Below are 14,988 nucleotides of genomic sequence, written 5' to 3' on the forward strand. Positions count from 1 at the left end.
AAAATGGGCGCTTCGGCTCATTGCAGCGGCCAGACGTAGAGCAGCATGGGGACGCTGACGAGGATGATGATGAAGGAAAGCGGCAGGCCGAGACGGGGGTAGTCGCTGAAGCGATAGCCGCCCGGGCCGAAGACCAGCGTGTTGCACTGGTGGCCGATCGGGGTGAGGAAATCACAGCCAGCACCGATCGCCACCGCCATCAGGAAGGCCTCCGGCTTGTAGCCGAGCGTCTGGGCAAAGCTGGCGGCAATCGGCGCCATCACCAGCACGGTGGCGGCGTTGTTGAGGAACGGCGTCACCGCCATCGCGGTGATCAGGATGAGCGCCAGCGCCCCGAACGGCGGCATCTGTGCCGCGAAATGGCCGAGCCAGCCGGCGATCAGCTCGCTGCCGCCCGTCGTCCGCAGCGAATCCGAGACCGGAATGAGGGCGGCGAGCATGATCAGGATCGGGCCGTCGAGCGCCTTGTAGACATCGGCCAGTGGGATGACGCGGAAGACCACCATAGCCAACGCGGCGCAGAAGAAGGCGGTTGCGACCGGCGCAAGGCCTGCTGCGGTGGCGCCCATGGCGGCCGCCAGGATCAGCAGCGGAACATAGGCGCGGCGCTGGGTGCCGAGCAGGATATCGCGCTGGGCAAGCGGCAGGCAGGCGAATTCCTGCAGGAAGGCCGGAAGGCTCTTGCGGCTGCCCTGGAGCACGAGGACGTCGCCCGATTTCAGCGTGACTTCGCTCAGCCGCTCGGTCAGCCGATGACCCTGGCGGCTAACGGCGAGCAGATTGATGCGGCGGCGGTTGAACAGCGAAAGCTGGCGCGCCGACCAGCCGATGAGCGTCGATTCCGACGACACGACGGCTTCGATCGAGGTGACGTCGCCTTCTTCCTTCGCTGCCGGTATCTGCTTTCCTGATAGTTTGAGCTTGGCGTTGGAAACCACCCGGTCGAGTGCCTCCGGGCCGCCTTCGAGCAGGATCGTGTCGCCTAATTTCAGCGTCACATCGGGAAAGGGCGACAGGCGGGAATGTCCCCGCAGGATGGCCGTCGCCACCACCTCGCCATCGCCGAGTTGGAGGATATCGCGGAGCTTCTTGCCATCGAAGCCGGAGTCATCGACGACGGTGGCTTCCGAGAAATAGGTCTTCAAACCCAGCGCTTCTTCCAGCGACGGGTTTTCGTTTTCTCGCTCCGGGACAAGCCAGTGAAAGAAGATCAGGAAGAGCACGCCGACGACGGCCAGTGTCGCGCCGACGGGGGTGAAGTCGAACATCGTGAAGGATGTGCCGGTGATTTCCTCCCGCAGCCGGGAGACGACGATGTTCGGCGAGGTGCCGATCTGCGTCATCAGGCCGCCGAGGAGGGCCGCAAAACTCATCGGCATCAGATAGAGCGATGGCGATTTCCCTGTCTTCTTCGAGAACTGGAAGGCGACCGGGATCATGATCGCCAATGCGCCGATATTCTTGATGAAAGCGGAGAGCACGGCGACGACGATCAGCAGCAGCGCCAGCTGCGTATGCAGCGAATTGAGGTTCGGGAAGAAGCGTTTGATGGCGCTGTCGACGATGCCGGAGCGGGCGACGCCGGCGCTTACCACCAGGGCGCTGCCGACGATGATGACGATGTCATCGCTGAACCCCGAGAAGGCCTTGTCGAAGGGGACGATGCCGACGCAGATCGCCAGCACCAGCGCGCAGCAGGCGACAAGATCATAGCGGAAGCGGTCCCAGATGAAGACGGCCATCATCAGGCCAATGACGCCGAAGGCGAGAATCTGCGGGGTGGTCATGCTGCTCCAGAGGCTGGAATTCCGAACGCGAAGAAGCTCCGCGACAGGAGTAACTGTAACGCCGCCTGCGCTTATCAATCCCGCCCGTGCATCATTGCTGCAGTTCGGCGAGCGCCCGGCGAAGCGGCGCGTCGGAAATCTGGATCATGCCGGCAAAGGGGATATCCATATCGAGCACGAGGTAGATCGACGCGGAAATCAGAAAGGCAGCAATCAGGAACATCGACAGCACGATGATATTCTTGGGCGCCCGGAACCCGAAACTCGCGAAGATCAGCGTCAGCCAGGCCATCAGCATGAAGACCAGCGGCATCGGAATGACGCCTTCCGACTGCTCGACGATCACCCATCGCCGCTCGACGATGGTCTTGTATTGTTGCCGGGCGTCGGTCCAGAGCGCCATGTGATTGGGATCGGTCGGGTTCATGACGGCAATGTTGTTGCCGATGGCATTCAGTGCCATTTCCGATTTGCGATCGCTCTGGAGTACCGGATCCACGAGGCGCATTGGGCTGGCCAGCGCTTGCTCGACATAGTGGATCAGGCTGGCGCGGGTGTCGTCGGCTTCCAGGCCATAGGTTCGCAAGGTGCGGTCGAGCAGGATGATTTCGGTGGCGAAGGAATGGACGCTGTCGTCGATGCCGGCAAATGTGTTCTTCGAGGAATTGATCATCAGACCGAAGACCAGCGAGGTCATGACGACGAAGATGTTGGCGACGAGGCGGACAACGGTATTGGTTTCTTCTTCGCGGTGGCGCGCCGGCAGCCGCGGATAGGCGACCATGGTGCCGATCGAGGCGATAGTCAGGCAGACGAACACTGATCCCGCAACAATGATCTCACGCACCCGAGATTTCCCCTCTCTTCTCTCCGTGGGGCACGTTAGCGCATGCGGAAGATTTTGGCATCAGGGCGGTTTTGAAGGCTGGACAAAGCGCAGCACGGGTATAGCTTCACCGCCCGACGTGAATGGAGACTGATATGACCGAGATCCTCGACATCGCCGTAAAGCTCGCAGACGGCCGCGAGACAAGCCTCAACGAACATCGCGGCAAGGTTATGCTCGTCGTCAATGTTGCATCGAAATGCGGGCTGACGGCGCAGTATGAAGGTCTGGAAAAGCTCTACGAGGACAAGCGCGAGCGCGGCTTCGTCATTGCGGCCTTCCCGGCCAACAATTTCAAGGGTCAGGAGCCGGGAACCGATGCCGAGATCGTCGAGTTCTGCCAGCTGACCTATGACGTGAAATTCCCGATCTATTCGAAGATCTCCGTCAAGGGTGACGACAAGCATCCGCTCTACCGTCAGCTGACCGCCGCACCTCTGCCAACCACCGGCGAAGGACCGATGCGCGAGCGGTTGCGCGGCAACGGCCTTGCAGGCGATGCTGACAGTGAAATTCTCTGGAATTTCGAGAAATTCCTGATCGGCCGCAACGGCGACATCATTGCGCGTTTTGCGCCCGATGTGACCGCCGACGATCAGCGGCTGGTGACGGCGATCGACAAGGAATTGTCCAAGACCTGATTACTGCCTGCGAAAGCGGCTGCGGAAAGTGGTCGGCGCCATGCCCTCGCGGTTCTGGAAGAGCCGCGAGAAATAGAAGGCATCACCGATGCCGATCTCCCGGGCGATGGCTTCGATCGGGAGATCGGAGGTGGTCAGCAATTGCTTGGCATGGTCGTTCCGCAGCCGGAGCTGGAATGCTTTTGGCGAAAGTCCGGTTGCCGCCATGAAGCGGCGGCGGAACGTTGCCGGTGACATTGCGAATTCGGCGGCGAATTTCTGCATGTCGAGCTCCTCGAAGGCGCGCCCGGCAAGGGCGGAAACGGCTGCCTCGATCCTGGTGCCATTCACAGTGTCGTTTGTGGCTGAATCCACCTGCCTTGCGGCCTGGATGACGATGCGGTGAAGCGTGGCCGCGGCCGAGCTCAGCGCCAATGTGCTGCCATCGGTGAAATCAGCGCGGAGCGCCGCAAAGAGCTGCTGCATCTCGTGCAGATTGTTGAGTGCCACATGCGGTGCCGTCTCGGAGATCAGACGCTGGCGGATCAGGCTCGAAGCGAAAGAGCCTTCGAACAGCGCCCATTGCTCCTCCCAGCTTTCGCCCTCGGTCGGGCCATAGGAATGCAGGCTGCCCGGCGTTAGCCAGAACAGCGCCGGCGCTTCGATTGCGAGCCTGCCTGCCTGTTCGGTTTCCAGCGTGCCGTGCCCCGACTCGACAAGCACCACCGCATAGCAAGGCAGGCGTCGCTCCCGGACGTGCACGGCGATCCGCTGCCGCCCAAAGCCGGTCACCGATAAGGCGGGCGGGTTGATCGATGGTGGCGAGCGGTAGAGCGCGAGCGGCGCGGATTTCATGAGCGAAAAGTCCAGCTGTGAATTCTATCCATGGCCATCTGCGTTTTATCGCTGCAGCATTGTGGCCTGAATTCGGAGAGGAGGACGATCGAAATGTCAAGTTTGGCCATGAAGACCATGTCTGAGATGCCAGTGCTGAGGGCCGGTGGCAAGGTGCTCTCGACAGCCGGGAACAGGCTTGGCTATCTTGTTCCGACCGATCCCGCGATCGGCATCGCGGCTATCCTCGAGCGCTACGAAGAGCATGGTTATGTCTGGCTGAAGCGGTTTCTCGATCCTGATGCCGTCAATGCGTTTCGCGGCTGGGTGTTCCGGCATCTGGCAGGCGCAGGGTTGATCGAGCCGGGATCGGATCCGTGTCTCGGTCTGGCCGCCACTGCGGAGAGCGATCCGCAGCAGGCCAACCGCATCCTCATGTCGCTCGTCCGCTCCGTCGCCTATGAAGGTTTTTGCGCCCAGCCGCGGCTCGCGGCTTTCATGGACGAATTCTTGTCCGGCATTTCCTATCTGCATAAGCGCAAGATCATGCGTCACACGCTGCCTGGCAGTTCTACTACGACGCCGGCGCATTACGATCTCGTCTATCTGCGCGGCGGAACCAGCCGCATCGTCACCGCCTGGATTCCGCTTGGCGATGTTCCCGTCGATATGGGTGGGCTCGTCTATCTGGAGGGGTCGCATGCGATCGGCAGGCAGATGGAGAAGGAGTTTGCCGCTGGGAGCGCCGGGCTTTCGGCCGAAGAGCGGATCAGCGCCTATAATCGCAACATGACCGAAGGTGGCTGGGTATCGAAAGACCTGCCCGATATGGCCGAACGCTTCGATACGCGCTGGCTGATCGCCGACTACGAGGCCGGCGATGTGATGCTGCACAGCCCCTACATGATCCATGCCTCGACGGCGAATGAAAGCCCCGGGCGGCTGATCCGTCTATCGACCGATATCCGCTACCAGAATGTCGACGACGAGATCGATGCGCGCTGGGGCAATCATTGGAGCCTGGGGGACATGCTCTAGGGCCGGATGTCCGCCGGGGTCCTAGGCGCGGCCGGAGCCGCGCCCTGTGAGCTAGTGGCTCTCGCCTTTCTTCCGTTTTCGAGCATTTCTCGCGAACATGTTCAGCACCTCGACCAGCGCCGAGAAGGCCATGGCGGCGTAGACGTAGCCCTTCGGAACATGGAAGCCCATGCCCTCGGCGATCAGCGTCGTGCCGATCATCATCAGGAAGGCAAGCGCCAGCATGACGATGGTCGGGTTCTTCTCGATGAAGTTTGCCAGCGGCGTTGCGGCTACCAGCATGACGGTGACGGCGGCCAGAACGGCGATGACCATGATCGGCAGATGCGGCGTCATGCCGACGGCGGTGATGATGCTGTCGACCGAGAAAACAAGGTCGAGGATCAGGATCTGCACGATCGCCGAGCCGAAGGTCGTCGTCGCAGAGTTCGCGATGAAATCCTCGTTGTGATCGGCGGGATCGACGCTGTGGTGAATTTCCTTCGTCGCCTTCCAGAGCAGGAAGAGACCACCGGCGATCAGAATCAGGTCCTTCCACGAGAAGCCGTGGCCGAAGACCTCGAAGACCGGCGTGGTGAGCTTGACGATCCACGCAACGGTGCCGAGCAGCGCCAGACGCATGATCAGCGCCAGACCGATACCGACCTTGCGGGCCTTTTCACGGTGTTCGGGCGGCAGCTTGTTGGTGAGGATGGAGATGAAGATAAGGTTGTCGATACCCAGAACGACTTCCATGACGACCAGGGTCACCAGCGCCACCCAGGCGGCCGGATCCTGAACCAGGATCATGATATCTTGCATGATTGTCTTTCCCTTGCGCCACAGACAGCTGACGCCGAAATCTAGAGTGAAGGCGCAGAGATGCAAGCGCCGCAAGGGGTATACGAAAGCAGGAGGGTATTTATTCCGTCAGTCATATGAAGAATGACGCAGTTCCGATGCCGCGAGGCACGCTTCGTCAGGCGGGCTCGTTCTGCTTGGCGCCATAAGCGGCCATGAAAACACGGATGGCACCGTCGATAACACGCTTCCTCTCGGCCTCGGACGGCGGCTCGGGCATGCTGCCGAACAGGCGGAACTTGAAGAAGCTGCCGCTGGCGAGATCGAGGAACTGTCCGGCGGCAAGATCGACGTCATCGATATTGAGCTCACCCGCCTTCACATATCGCGTGAGATAGTCGTGCAAGACCGTGCGCAGATTTTCCGGGCCATTGAAGAAGCGCTGACAGAGCACCGGCATCCGATCTCGAACGCCGAGAACCGTGCGCATGGCGCTAATCACCTTCTCGCTGGTCACGTGAGCAATGAAGCTCAGGCCGAAGTCGTAAAGGCCTTCCTCGATGTTATCATGGTGCTCGAGAGCGACACGCAGCGCGGCCACGAAGGCGGCGCGCTCGGTCTCGATCATTGCCGTGAAGAGCTCTTCCTTATTGGCGAAGTAGACATAGAGAGTGCCTTTCGAGACGCCGGCTTCGCGGGTCACGTCGTTCATGCTCGCCGCGTCGAAGCCCATCTTCATGAAGACGTGCTTGGCGCCCTCGAGGATCTGCGTGCGCTTGGCCGGATCTTCTCCGGCTGCCCAGCGGCCAGTGGCAGCTGATGTTTCGGCGGCTGAAACCTTGGACACTTCTGTCATCTTCTCCTTAACCATTTTTCGCACTTGCGAAGATTCTTTACTAAAATCGAACCGCTCGGTTCGATATGACTTGATATGGATGTAAAAAGAGCCTATGTCAACTGAACCGAACCGTTCAGTTCGATTAAATCTACTCCATTATCCGGTGTCCGTCTATGTCCACTCAGAAAACCAATGTCGCACGCATTGTTAGCGATTCCGCCGAAGCCGAAGCGGCTAAGCCGGAAACTGCAGCCTCCGCGGACACCCCCACCGCGGAGGCTCGCAGTGCTCCTCAGCAGGCGCCTGCACCTGAAGTGAAGGCTGCCGAACAGGCGCCCGCCAAGAAGAAGCGCAGTCTCGTTCTGCCGATCGTTGCGCTCGCGCTCCTCGCAGGCGGTGGCTGGTATGGCTACGAATGGTGGACCAACGGCCGCTTCATGGTCTCGACCGATGACGCCTATATCGAAGGCGATATCGCGACGATCTCGCCGAAGGTCACCGGCTATGTTGCCAAGGTCAATGTCGTTGCCAACCAGCTGGTCAAGGCCGGCGACGTTCTGGCGACGCTCGACAATGGCGACTATCAGAACGCTCTCGATCAGGCCGAAGCGCAGATCGCCACGGAAAAGCTGTCGCTGAGCCGTATCGATGCACAGGTTGACGGTGCCAAGGCGGCTCTCGCCCAGGCCCAGGCACAGAAGGTGTCTCTCGATGCCGCCGTTCGCGGCGCCGAGATCACCCAGAAGCGCCAGAGCGACCTGCAGGCGAAGTCGGTCGGCACCGCTGCCGATCTCGATACCGCCAACATCGCGCTCGATCAGGCTAAGGCAAACCTCGTTGGCGGTGACGCCAACATCAAGTCGGCCGAAGCCAACATCACCATCCTGGAAGCGCAGCGCAAGGAAGCCGAAGGCTCTGTCCGGACGCTGGAACTGCAGCGCGACAAGGCCGCCCGCGACCTGTCCTTCACGGTTCTGAAGGCGCCCTATGACGGCGTTGTCGGCAATCGCTCGGTTCAGGAAGGGGATCTGGTTTCTCCCGGTCAGCGCCTGATGGCACTCGTCCCGACCCGCCAGCTCTATATCGACGCGAACTTCAAGGAAACGCAGATCCAGCATCTGGTTCCGGGTTCGAAGGTCAATGTCCATGTCGACGCTTATGACGATCATGCGATCGTCGGCACCGTCGAGTCGATCTCGCCGGCCTCCGGCTCGGTCTTCTCGCTGCTGCCGCCTGAAAATGCGACGGGCAACTTCACAAAGATCATCCAGCGTGTGCCGGTTCGCATCGCGCTCCCGCAGGATGCACTGGATACCGGCCGTCTGCGTGCAGGCCTGAGCGTCGTCGTCGATGTCGACACGCGCACGGCGCCGGACGCACAGCAGGCAAAGTAATCAGCCAGCCGGAGTAAGGCCAATGGCCGCGACCACCACTGCAGGAACCGTTCCCGGCGTCGGAGCCGAGGAACGGATGGACCCGCGCAAGCTCATCGCATTCTTTGCGATGGTGCTCGGTATGTTCATGTCGATCCTTGACATTCAGATCGTCTCGGCTTCGCTGGCCGAAATCCAGGCCGGCCTCTCCGCCGGCTCGGATGAAATTGGCTGGGTGCAGACCTCGTATCTGATCGCGGAAGTCATCATGATTCCGCTGTCGGGTACGCTCGCTCGTATCGTCTCGACGCGCTATCTCTTCGCCGTTTCGGCGGCCGGTTTCACGCTGTCGAGCGTGCTCTGTGCTACGGCGACGAATATCGACCAGATGATCGTCTACCGTGCGATCCAGGGCTTTATCGGCGGTGGCATGATCCCGTCGGTGTTTGCCGCTGCTTTCACCATCTTCCCGCCGTCGAAGCGCAGCGTTGTCTCGCCGATCATCGGCCTGATCGCCACGCTGGCGCCAACCATTGGCCCGACGGTCGGCGGCTATCTAAGCCACGCCTTCTCCTGGCACTGGCTGTTCCTCGTCAACGTCATTCCCGGCATCATCGTCGCCACCGTCACCTGGAACTTCATCGACTTCGACAAGCCTGAGCTTTCGCTGTTCAAGAAGTTCGACTGGTGGGGCCTGATCTCGATGGGCGTGTTCCTGGGCGCGCTGGAATATGTTCTCGAAGAGGGCAATTCGAACGACTGGTTCAACGACAATTATATCGTCATCGGCGCCATCGCCTCGGCGATCGCCTGTGTCGTCTTCTTCTACCGCGCGTTCACCGTCGATTTTCCGGTGGTCGATCTCAGGGCCTTTGCCAATAGGAACTTCGCCTTCGGCTCGGTCTTCTCCTTCGTCATGGGCATCGGTCTCTATGGCCTGACCTATATCTACCCGGTCTATCTCGGACGCATCCGCGGCTATGACTCGCTGATGATCGGCGAGACGATGTTCGTCTCGGGTCTGGCGATGTTCTTCACCGCGCCGATCGCCGGCAAGCTTTCGACGAAGATGGACTTGCGCCTGATGATGGTCATCGGCTTCGTCAGCTTTGCGGCCGGTACCTATATCATGACCGGCTTGACCGACGACTGGGACTTCTACGAGCTTCTCGTGCCGCAGCTGTTCCGCGGTTTTGGGCTGATGATGTGCATGGTGCCGATCAACAATATCGCGCTCGGCACGATGCCGCCGGCCCGTATGCGCGGTGCCTCCGGTCTCTTCAATCTGACGCGTAACCTCGGCGGCGCCGTGGGTCTTGCGATCATCAACACGGTGCTCACCAATCGCCAGGATGTTCACTACGAGCGTCTTCGCGAGAACATGGATTGGGGTCATCCGGCCGCGATCGACCAGCTGAACAATCTGACTGCCAACTTCAATTCCTACGGGATGGATGGCGCGTCGGTGGCGATCAAGCAGATGGTCGGGCTGGCGACGAAGCAGGCGGTGATCCTGTCGTTCGGCGATATCTTCCTGATGCTGACCGTGCTGTTCCTGGCGATGGTTCTCGGCGTTGCGATGATTGCCAAGCCCGCACCGCAAGGCGGCGGGGGCGGTGGCGGAGGCCACTGACGTCTGAGTTTCAAAATAACGGCCGGCTTGGGAAACCAAAGCCGGCCGTTTTGCGTATAGGGCTGCATATCTCTCCAGCGGATGCCGCCTTATGTTTCAGTCTTCCGCCAGGGCAATGGCCTGGCTCTGCATCGTCCTGCCCCTGTTCGCATCCACGCCTGCCAAGGCCGCCGTCAAGGAAGAGAGAATAGATGTCGGTGGCTACAAGCTGAACAGCGTCTTCATTCCGGCATCCGGCAAGCCGTCGCTTCCACCCATCGTCTTCATCCATGGCGCCAGCGCCAATCTCTATGACCCGATGTTTTCCTTCCGTGAAAAGCTGGAGGGCAAGGCGGATCTGCTGTTCGTCGATCGTCCGGGTCATGGCCACTCCGATCGGGGCGGGCCGCAGAATGCCTTTCCGGATGGGCAGGCGGATGCGATTGCAGCGTTGATGAAGAAGCGCGGGATCAGCCGTGCGATCATCGTCAGCCATTCCTTTGGCGGCGCCGTTGCGGCGGCTTTCGCGCTTGATCATCCCGATATGGTTGCCGGTCTCGTGTTCCTGTCGCCCGCTGTTTATCCGTGGCCAGGTGGGATCGCCTGGTACTACGACGCAGCGACCGCGCCGGTGACCGGGCCGCTGTTTAGCGCGCTGGTCGTGCCGCCGGTCGGGCTGGCGATGGTCAACGGCGCGACAAATGGCGTGTTTGCGCCGAACAAGCGGCCGCCCGGCTATATTTCCAAGGCGCGAACGCTTCTGGCGCTGCGTCCAGCCGAATTCTACAACAATGCCACGGATGTCGCGAACCTGCTGGAGTGGACCAAGAAGGCCTCGCTGCGCTACCGGCAGATCAAGGCGCCGACGATTATCATCACCGGCGATACCGATAGCGTCGTCTCGCCAACTATCCACTCCACCCATCTGGCCAGGGATATCAGGGGCGCGCGGCTGATCGTCGTGCATAATCTCGGGCACAAGTCGGATTATGTCGCCCGCGACCTTGCCGTTGCCGCGATCGAAACGCTTGGCGGAAAGCGTCGGAATCTAGGGAAGATCACCTTGGCGATCGAGGCGCGTATCGCCGGGGACGGCAAGAAATAGTCAATCTTTTCAAAGGCTGGTATCGATGCTTCGGCGTCGATGAGATTTTCTGATTTACGTACATCAGAATTGGCGCTAAAGGGTTTCGTCAGGAGGAGTGATGAAGCCTACTGTCCATGATATCGCCGCCCATGCGGGGGTCAGCCTTGCGACTGTCGATCGCGTGCTGAACCAGCGTCCGGGCGTGCGCCACGTGACCCGCGAGAAGGTGGAAAACGCCATTCGCGAGATCGGCTATGTCAGGGATGTGGCGGCCGCCAATCTCGCCAAGGGCCGGACCTATTCCTTCGTTTTCATCCTTCCGGCTTCCGACAATTCCTTCATGCATGGACTGACGGCCGAGATCCGCGACGCGGTTGCCCGTTCGCCGGTGGAGCGCACGCAGATCCGCACGGTCGAGGTTCCGGCGTTCGATCCCGACGCGCTGGTCAAGGCGCTGCAGGCGCTCGGCGCCGAGCGTCCGGCGGGCATTGCGCTGGTGGCGACTGATGCGCCCGAAGTCGTTGCTGCCGTCGATGCGCTGGTGCGCGATGGCATTCCCGTCGTCACCCTCGTTTCCGATCTGACGGGCTCCTTGCGCCACCACTATGCGGGCGTCGACAACATCGCTGCCGGGCGCACGGCGGCACGTTTGCTTGGGCGGTTCCTTGGCGGCGCAAAGGGCGAGATCGCGGTGCTTGCCGGTTCCATGCTGGTGCGCGACCATCGTGAGCGGCTGGAAGGCTTTGCGGCGCTGATGGCGCAGGAATTCCCCGGTCTTTCCATCCTGCCCGTCATCGAGGGGCGCGACGATCCGGAGATGGCGCATATGCTGGTCTCGGATGCGCTTTCGAAGAACGATCGCATCGTCGGCATCTACAGCCTCGGCGCCGGTAACCGCGGCCTGATCAAGGCTTTGAAGGCCAAGGGCGCGGGGCGGCAGGTGACTGTCGTGGCGCATGAGCTGACGCCGAATACGCGCGCCGCCCTTCTCGACGGAACGATTGACGCAATCTTGAACCAGGATGCCGGACATGAGGTGCGCAGCGCCATCCGTGTTCTGAAGGCAAAGGCGGACGGGCTTTCGCTGATCGATGCGCAGGAACGCATCCGCCTCGACATATTCTTGAAAGACAATCTGCCGTAACGGCAAAGGGAGAATGACATGTATCTGGGTCTCGATCTCGGAACCTCCGGCGTCAAGGCGATGCTGATCGACGGTGATCAGAAGATCATCGGTTCGGCCAATGGCGCACTCGATATCTCGCGTCCGCATTCCGGCTGGTCGGAGCAGGAGCCGTCGCACTGGATCCGCGCGACCGAAGAGGCGGTGGCCGGCTTGAAGGCCAAGCATCCGAAGGAGCTTGCCGCCGTCAAGGGCATCGGCCTGTCCGGCCAGATGCACGGCGCGACCTTGCTCGATGCTGACGACAAGGTGCTGCGCCCCTGCATTCTCTGGAATGACACACGCAGCTATCATGAAGCCGCCGCACTCGATGCCGATCCGCGCTTCCGCAAGCTCACCGGCAACATCGTTTTCCCCGGCTTTACCGCGCCGAAGCTCGTCTGGGTGGCGAAGAACGAGCCGGAGATTTTCGCCAAGGTCGCCAAGGTTCTCTTGCCGAAGGACTATCTGCGCCTGTGGCTGACCGGTGAACATATTTCGGAAATGTCGGACTCTGCCGGCACGTCCTGGCTCGATACCGGCAAGCGCGCCTGGTCGTCCGAACTGCTCGCGGCAACCGGCCTCGATGAAAAGCAGATGCCGTCGCTGGTCGAAGGCACCGAGCAGGCCGGCAAGCTGCGCGGCGAGCTAGCCTCCAAGTGGGGCATCGCGAGCACCGTCGTCGTCGCCGGCGGGGCAGGGGACAATGCGGCCTCGGCCTGCGGCATGGGTACGGTCAGCCATGGTGCTGCCTTCGTGTCGCTCGGCACGTCGGGTGTGCTCTTCGCGGCCAACGGCTCCTATCTGCCGAAGCCGGAAAGCGCCGTTCACGCCTTCTGCCACGCGCTTCCGAACACATGGCACCAGATGGGCGTCATTCTGTCGGCCACGGATGCGCTCAACTGGCATTCGCATGTGACGGGCAAGTCCGCTGCCGATTTGACGGGCGAGCTTGGCGACGCGCTGAAGGCACCGTCGGGTGTCACCTTCCTTCCCTATCTCTCCGGAGAGCGTACGCCGCATAACGATGCGGTCATCCGTGGTGCCTTTATCGGCCTCGAGCATGAGAGCAGCCGTGCCGTTCTCACCCAGGCGGTGCTAGAAGGTGTCTCCTTCGCGATCCGCGATAATCTCGAAGCGCTGCGTTCGGCCGGCACGGGGATCTCCCGCGTCACCGCGATCGGCGGCGGCTCGCGTTCGCGTTATTGGCTGGCCTCGATCGCGACGGCGCTCGGTGTTCCGGTCGATCTGCCGGCCGATGGTGATTTCGGCGCGGCCTTCGGTGCTGCGCGTCTCGGCCTGATCGCAGCGACAGGGGCAGACCCGGTTGCCGTCTGCACGCCGCCGGAGACGGATGGCACGATTGAGCCCGAGACGGCGCTGACGGGCGCCTACGAGGACGCCTACAAGCGCTACCGCGCGCTTTATCCGGCCATCAAGTCGCTGGCGCATTGAACTCCATTCGACGGGAGGTGCGTTGAAAGACCCCTCCCCAACCCCTCCCCGCAAGGGGGAGGGGCTTTGCCCCGAGTTCCTGCTTTGCCGATTGGGCAAGGCAGTGCCACCAGCTTTCTCCCCCCTTGTGGGGGAGATGCCGGCAGGCAGAAGGGGACTTTTGACACTCGCGATCGTTCCATAGGAGGAAACAACCATGAGCACCGGATTTTTCGGCGACATCCAGAAGATCAAATACGAAGGCCCAGACAGCACCAATCCGCTGGCTTTCCGTTACTACCAGCCGGACGAAATCGTTCTCGGCAAGCGGATGGAAGACCATCTGCGCTTTGCCGTTGCCTATTGGCATACGTTCACCTGGCCGGGCGGCGACCCCTTCGGTGGTCAGACCTTCCTGCGCCCGTGGTTCGAGGACACGATGAAGGCTGCGAAGCTGAAGGCTGATGTTGCCTTCGAATTCTTCCAGCTGCTCGGCGCACCCTACTACTGCTTCCATGACGCCGACGTGCGCCCGGAAGGCAATAATTTTGCCGAGAACACCAAGAACCTGAACGAAATCGTCGATTACTTCGCCGAAAAGCAGGCTGCCACCGGCACCAAGCTGCTCTGGGGCACGGCGAACCTGTTCTCGAACCGCCGCTATATGTCGGGTGCCGCCACCAACCCGGATCCCGAAGTCTTCGGCTTTGCCGCTGCGACGGTGAAGACCTGCCTCGACGCGACGCAGAAGCTCGGCGGCGAGAACTACGTTCTCTGGGGCGGCCGCGAAGGTTACGAGACGCTGCTCAACACCGACCTGAAGCGCGAACTCGACCAGATGGGCCGCTTCCTCAACCTCGTGGTCGAGTACAAGCACAAGATCGGCTTCAAGGGCACGATCCTGATCGAGCCGAAGCCGCAGGAGCCGACCAAGCACCAGTACGACTACGACGTCGCGACGGTTTACGGCTTCCTGAAGAAGCACGGCCTGGAAAACGAAGTGAAGCTCAACATCGAGCAGGGCCACGCGATCCTCGCCGGCCATTCCTTCGAGCACGAGCTCGCGCTGGCCAACGCGCTCGGCATCTTCGGCTCGATCGACATGAACCGCAACGACTACCAGTCCGGCTGGGATACCGACCAGTTCCCGAACAACGTTCCGGAAATGGCGCTCGCCTACTACCAGGTTCTGCAGGCAGGCGGCTTCACCACCGGCGGCACAAATTTCGACGCCAAGCTGCGCCGCCAGTCGCTCGATCCGGCAGACCTGCTGATCGGTCATATCGGCGGCATGGATTGCTGCGCCCGTGGCCTCAAGGCTGCTGCCAAGATGGTTGAGGAAAAGGCTCTCTCCAAGCCGCTCGCGGACCGCTATGCCGGCTGGGATTCGGCCGAAGGACAGAAACTTTTCCGCGGCGAATATTCGCTGGAAGAGATCACCGGCTGGGTCGAGAGCAAGGACATCAACCCGCAGCCGCGTTCCGGCAAGCAGGAACTGCTCGAGAACGTCGTCAACCGTTACGTTTGATTGCGTCGA

13 protein-coding genes are annotated in these 14,988 nt (G+C 61.2%); 8 read left to right on the forward strand and 5 right to left on the reverse strand.

The genetic code is table 11. The features are described from left to right. Positions 1–17 precede the first annotated feature (17 nt). Both AC1DV9_RS23310 and AC1DV9_RS23315 read right to left on the reverse strand, forming a co-directional pair. The gene (locus AC1DV9_RS23310; protein ID WP_477950213.1) at positions 18–1,787 is read right to left on the reverse strand and encodes an SLC13 family permease; all 1,770 of its coding nucleotides are present in this window, start codon (positions 1,785–1,787) and stop codon (positions 18–20) included. Between the two features lie 91 nt (positions 1,788–1,878). Beyond that, positions 1,879–2,634 carry a bestrophin-like domain gene (locus AC1DV9_RS23315; RefSeq protein ID WP_162705920.1) on the reverse strand — a complete coding sequence of 252 codons (756 nt, stop codon included), beginning with the start codon at positions 2,632–2,634 and terminating at the stop codon, positions 1,879–1,881. Positions 2,635–2,768: 134 nt separating this feature from the next. Here AC1DV9_RS23315 and AC1DV9_RS23320 point away from each other — a divergent pair, with 134 nt between their 5' ends. Next, a complete protein-coding gene (locus tag AC1DV9_RS23320) occupies positions 2,769–3,314 on the forward strand; it encodes a glutathione peroxidase (RefSeq protein WP_477950214.1) in 546 nt (181 codons plus the stop codon). Here the strand turns inward: AC1DV9_RS23320 and AC1DV9_RS23325 are convergent, their stop codons facing one another. Continuing rightward, positions 3,315–4,148 (reverse strand): helix-turn-helix domain-containing protein, encoded by an 834-nt coding sequence (locus AC1DV9_RS23325; RefSeq protein ID WP_477950215.1) that lies wholly within the window; start codon positions 4,146–4,148, stop codon positions 3,315–3,317. 93 nt (positions 4,149–4,241) lie between these two features. Between AC1DV9_RS23325 and AC1DV9_RS23330 the strand changes: the two genes are divergently transcribed. Next, on the forward strand, positions 4,242–5,165 hold the full coding sequence (locus AC1DV9_RS23330; RefSeq protein ID WP_477950216.1) for a phytanoyl-CoA dioxygenase family protein: 924 nt from the start codon (positions 4,242–4,244) through the stop codon (positions 5,163–5,165). A gap of 51 nt (positions 5,166–5,216) precedes the next feature. Here the strand turns inward: AC1DV9_RS23330 and AC1DV9_RS23335 are convergent, their stop codons facing one another. Together AC1DV9_RS23335 and AC1DV9_RS23340 are read right to left on the reverse strand one after the other, a co-directional pair. Further along, positions 5,217–5,966: a TerC family protein gene (locus AC1DV9_RS23335; RefSeq protein ID WP_477950217.1), complete on the reverse strand. Its 750-nt coding sequence runs from the start codon at positions 5,964–5,966 to the stop codon at positions 5,217–5,219. Between the two features lie 157 nt (positions 5,967–6,123). Continuing rightward, positions 6,124–6,801, reverse strand: a complete 678-nt coding sequence (locus tag AC1DV9_RS23340) for a TetR/AcrR family transcriptional regulator (protein WP_477950218.1) — start codon at positions 6,799–6,801, stop codon at positions 6,124–6,126. A 155-nt stretch (positions 6,802–6,956) separates the two neighbouring features. On the opposite strand from AC1DV9_RS23340, the gene AC1DV9_RS23345 reads away from it, so the two are divergent. From AC1DV9_RS23345 to xylA, 6 genes are all read left to right on the forward strand, one after another. Further along, positions 6,957–8,177: an HlyD family secretion protein gene (locus AC1DV9_RS23345; RefSeq protein WP_477950219.1), complete on the forward strand. Its 1,221-nt coding sequence runs from the start codon at positions 6,957–6,959 to the stop codon at positions 8,175–8,177. Between the two features lie 22 nt (positions 8,178–8,199). Further along, positions 8,200–9,789, forward strand: a complete 1,590-nt coding sequence (locus AC1DV9_RS23350) for a DHA2 family efflux MFS transporter permease subunit (RefSeq protein ID WP_112537064.1) — start codon at positions 8,200–8,202, stop codon at positions 9,787–9,789. 91 nt (positions 9,790–9,880) lie between these two features. Beyond that, on the forward strand, positions 9,881–10,873 hold the full coding sequence (locus tag AC1DV9_RS23355) for an alpha/beta fold hydrolase (RefSeq protein WP_477950220.1): 993 nt from the start codon (positions 9,881–9,883) through the stop codon (positions 10,871–10,873). Between the two features lie 100 nt (positions 10,874–10,973). Continuing rightward, positions 10,974–11,999, forward strand: coding sequence for a LacI family DNA-binding transcriptional regulator (locus AC1DV9_RS23360; protein WP_477940781.1), 1,026 nt, complete (start codon positions 10,974–10,976; stop codon positions 11,997–11,999). Positions 12,000–12,017: 18 nt separating this feature from the next. Next, entirely contained in the window at positions 12,018–13,472 is a 1,455-nt protein-coding gene (gene xylB / locus AC1DV9_RS23365; RefSeq protein ID WP_477950221.1) for a xylulokinase, read from the forward strand. A 196-nt stretch (positions 13,473–13,668) separates the two neighbouring features. Next, positions 13,669–14,979, forward strand: coding sequence for a xylose isomerase (gene xylA, locus AC1DV9_RS23370; protein WP_112516837.1), 1,311 nt, complete (start codon positions 13,669–13,671; stop codon positions 14,977–14,979). Positions 14,980–14,988: the final 9 nt, after the last annotated feature.

Source organism: Rhizobium sp. 01L410, assembly GCF_056400165.1.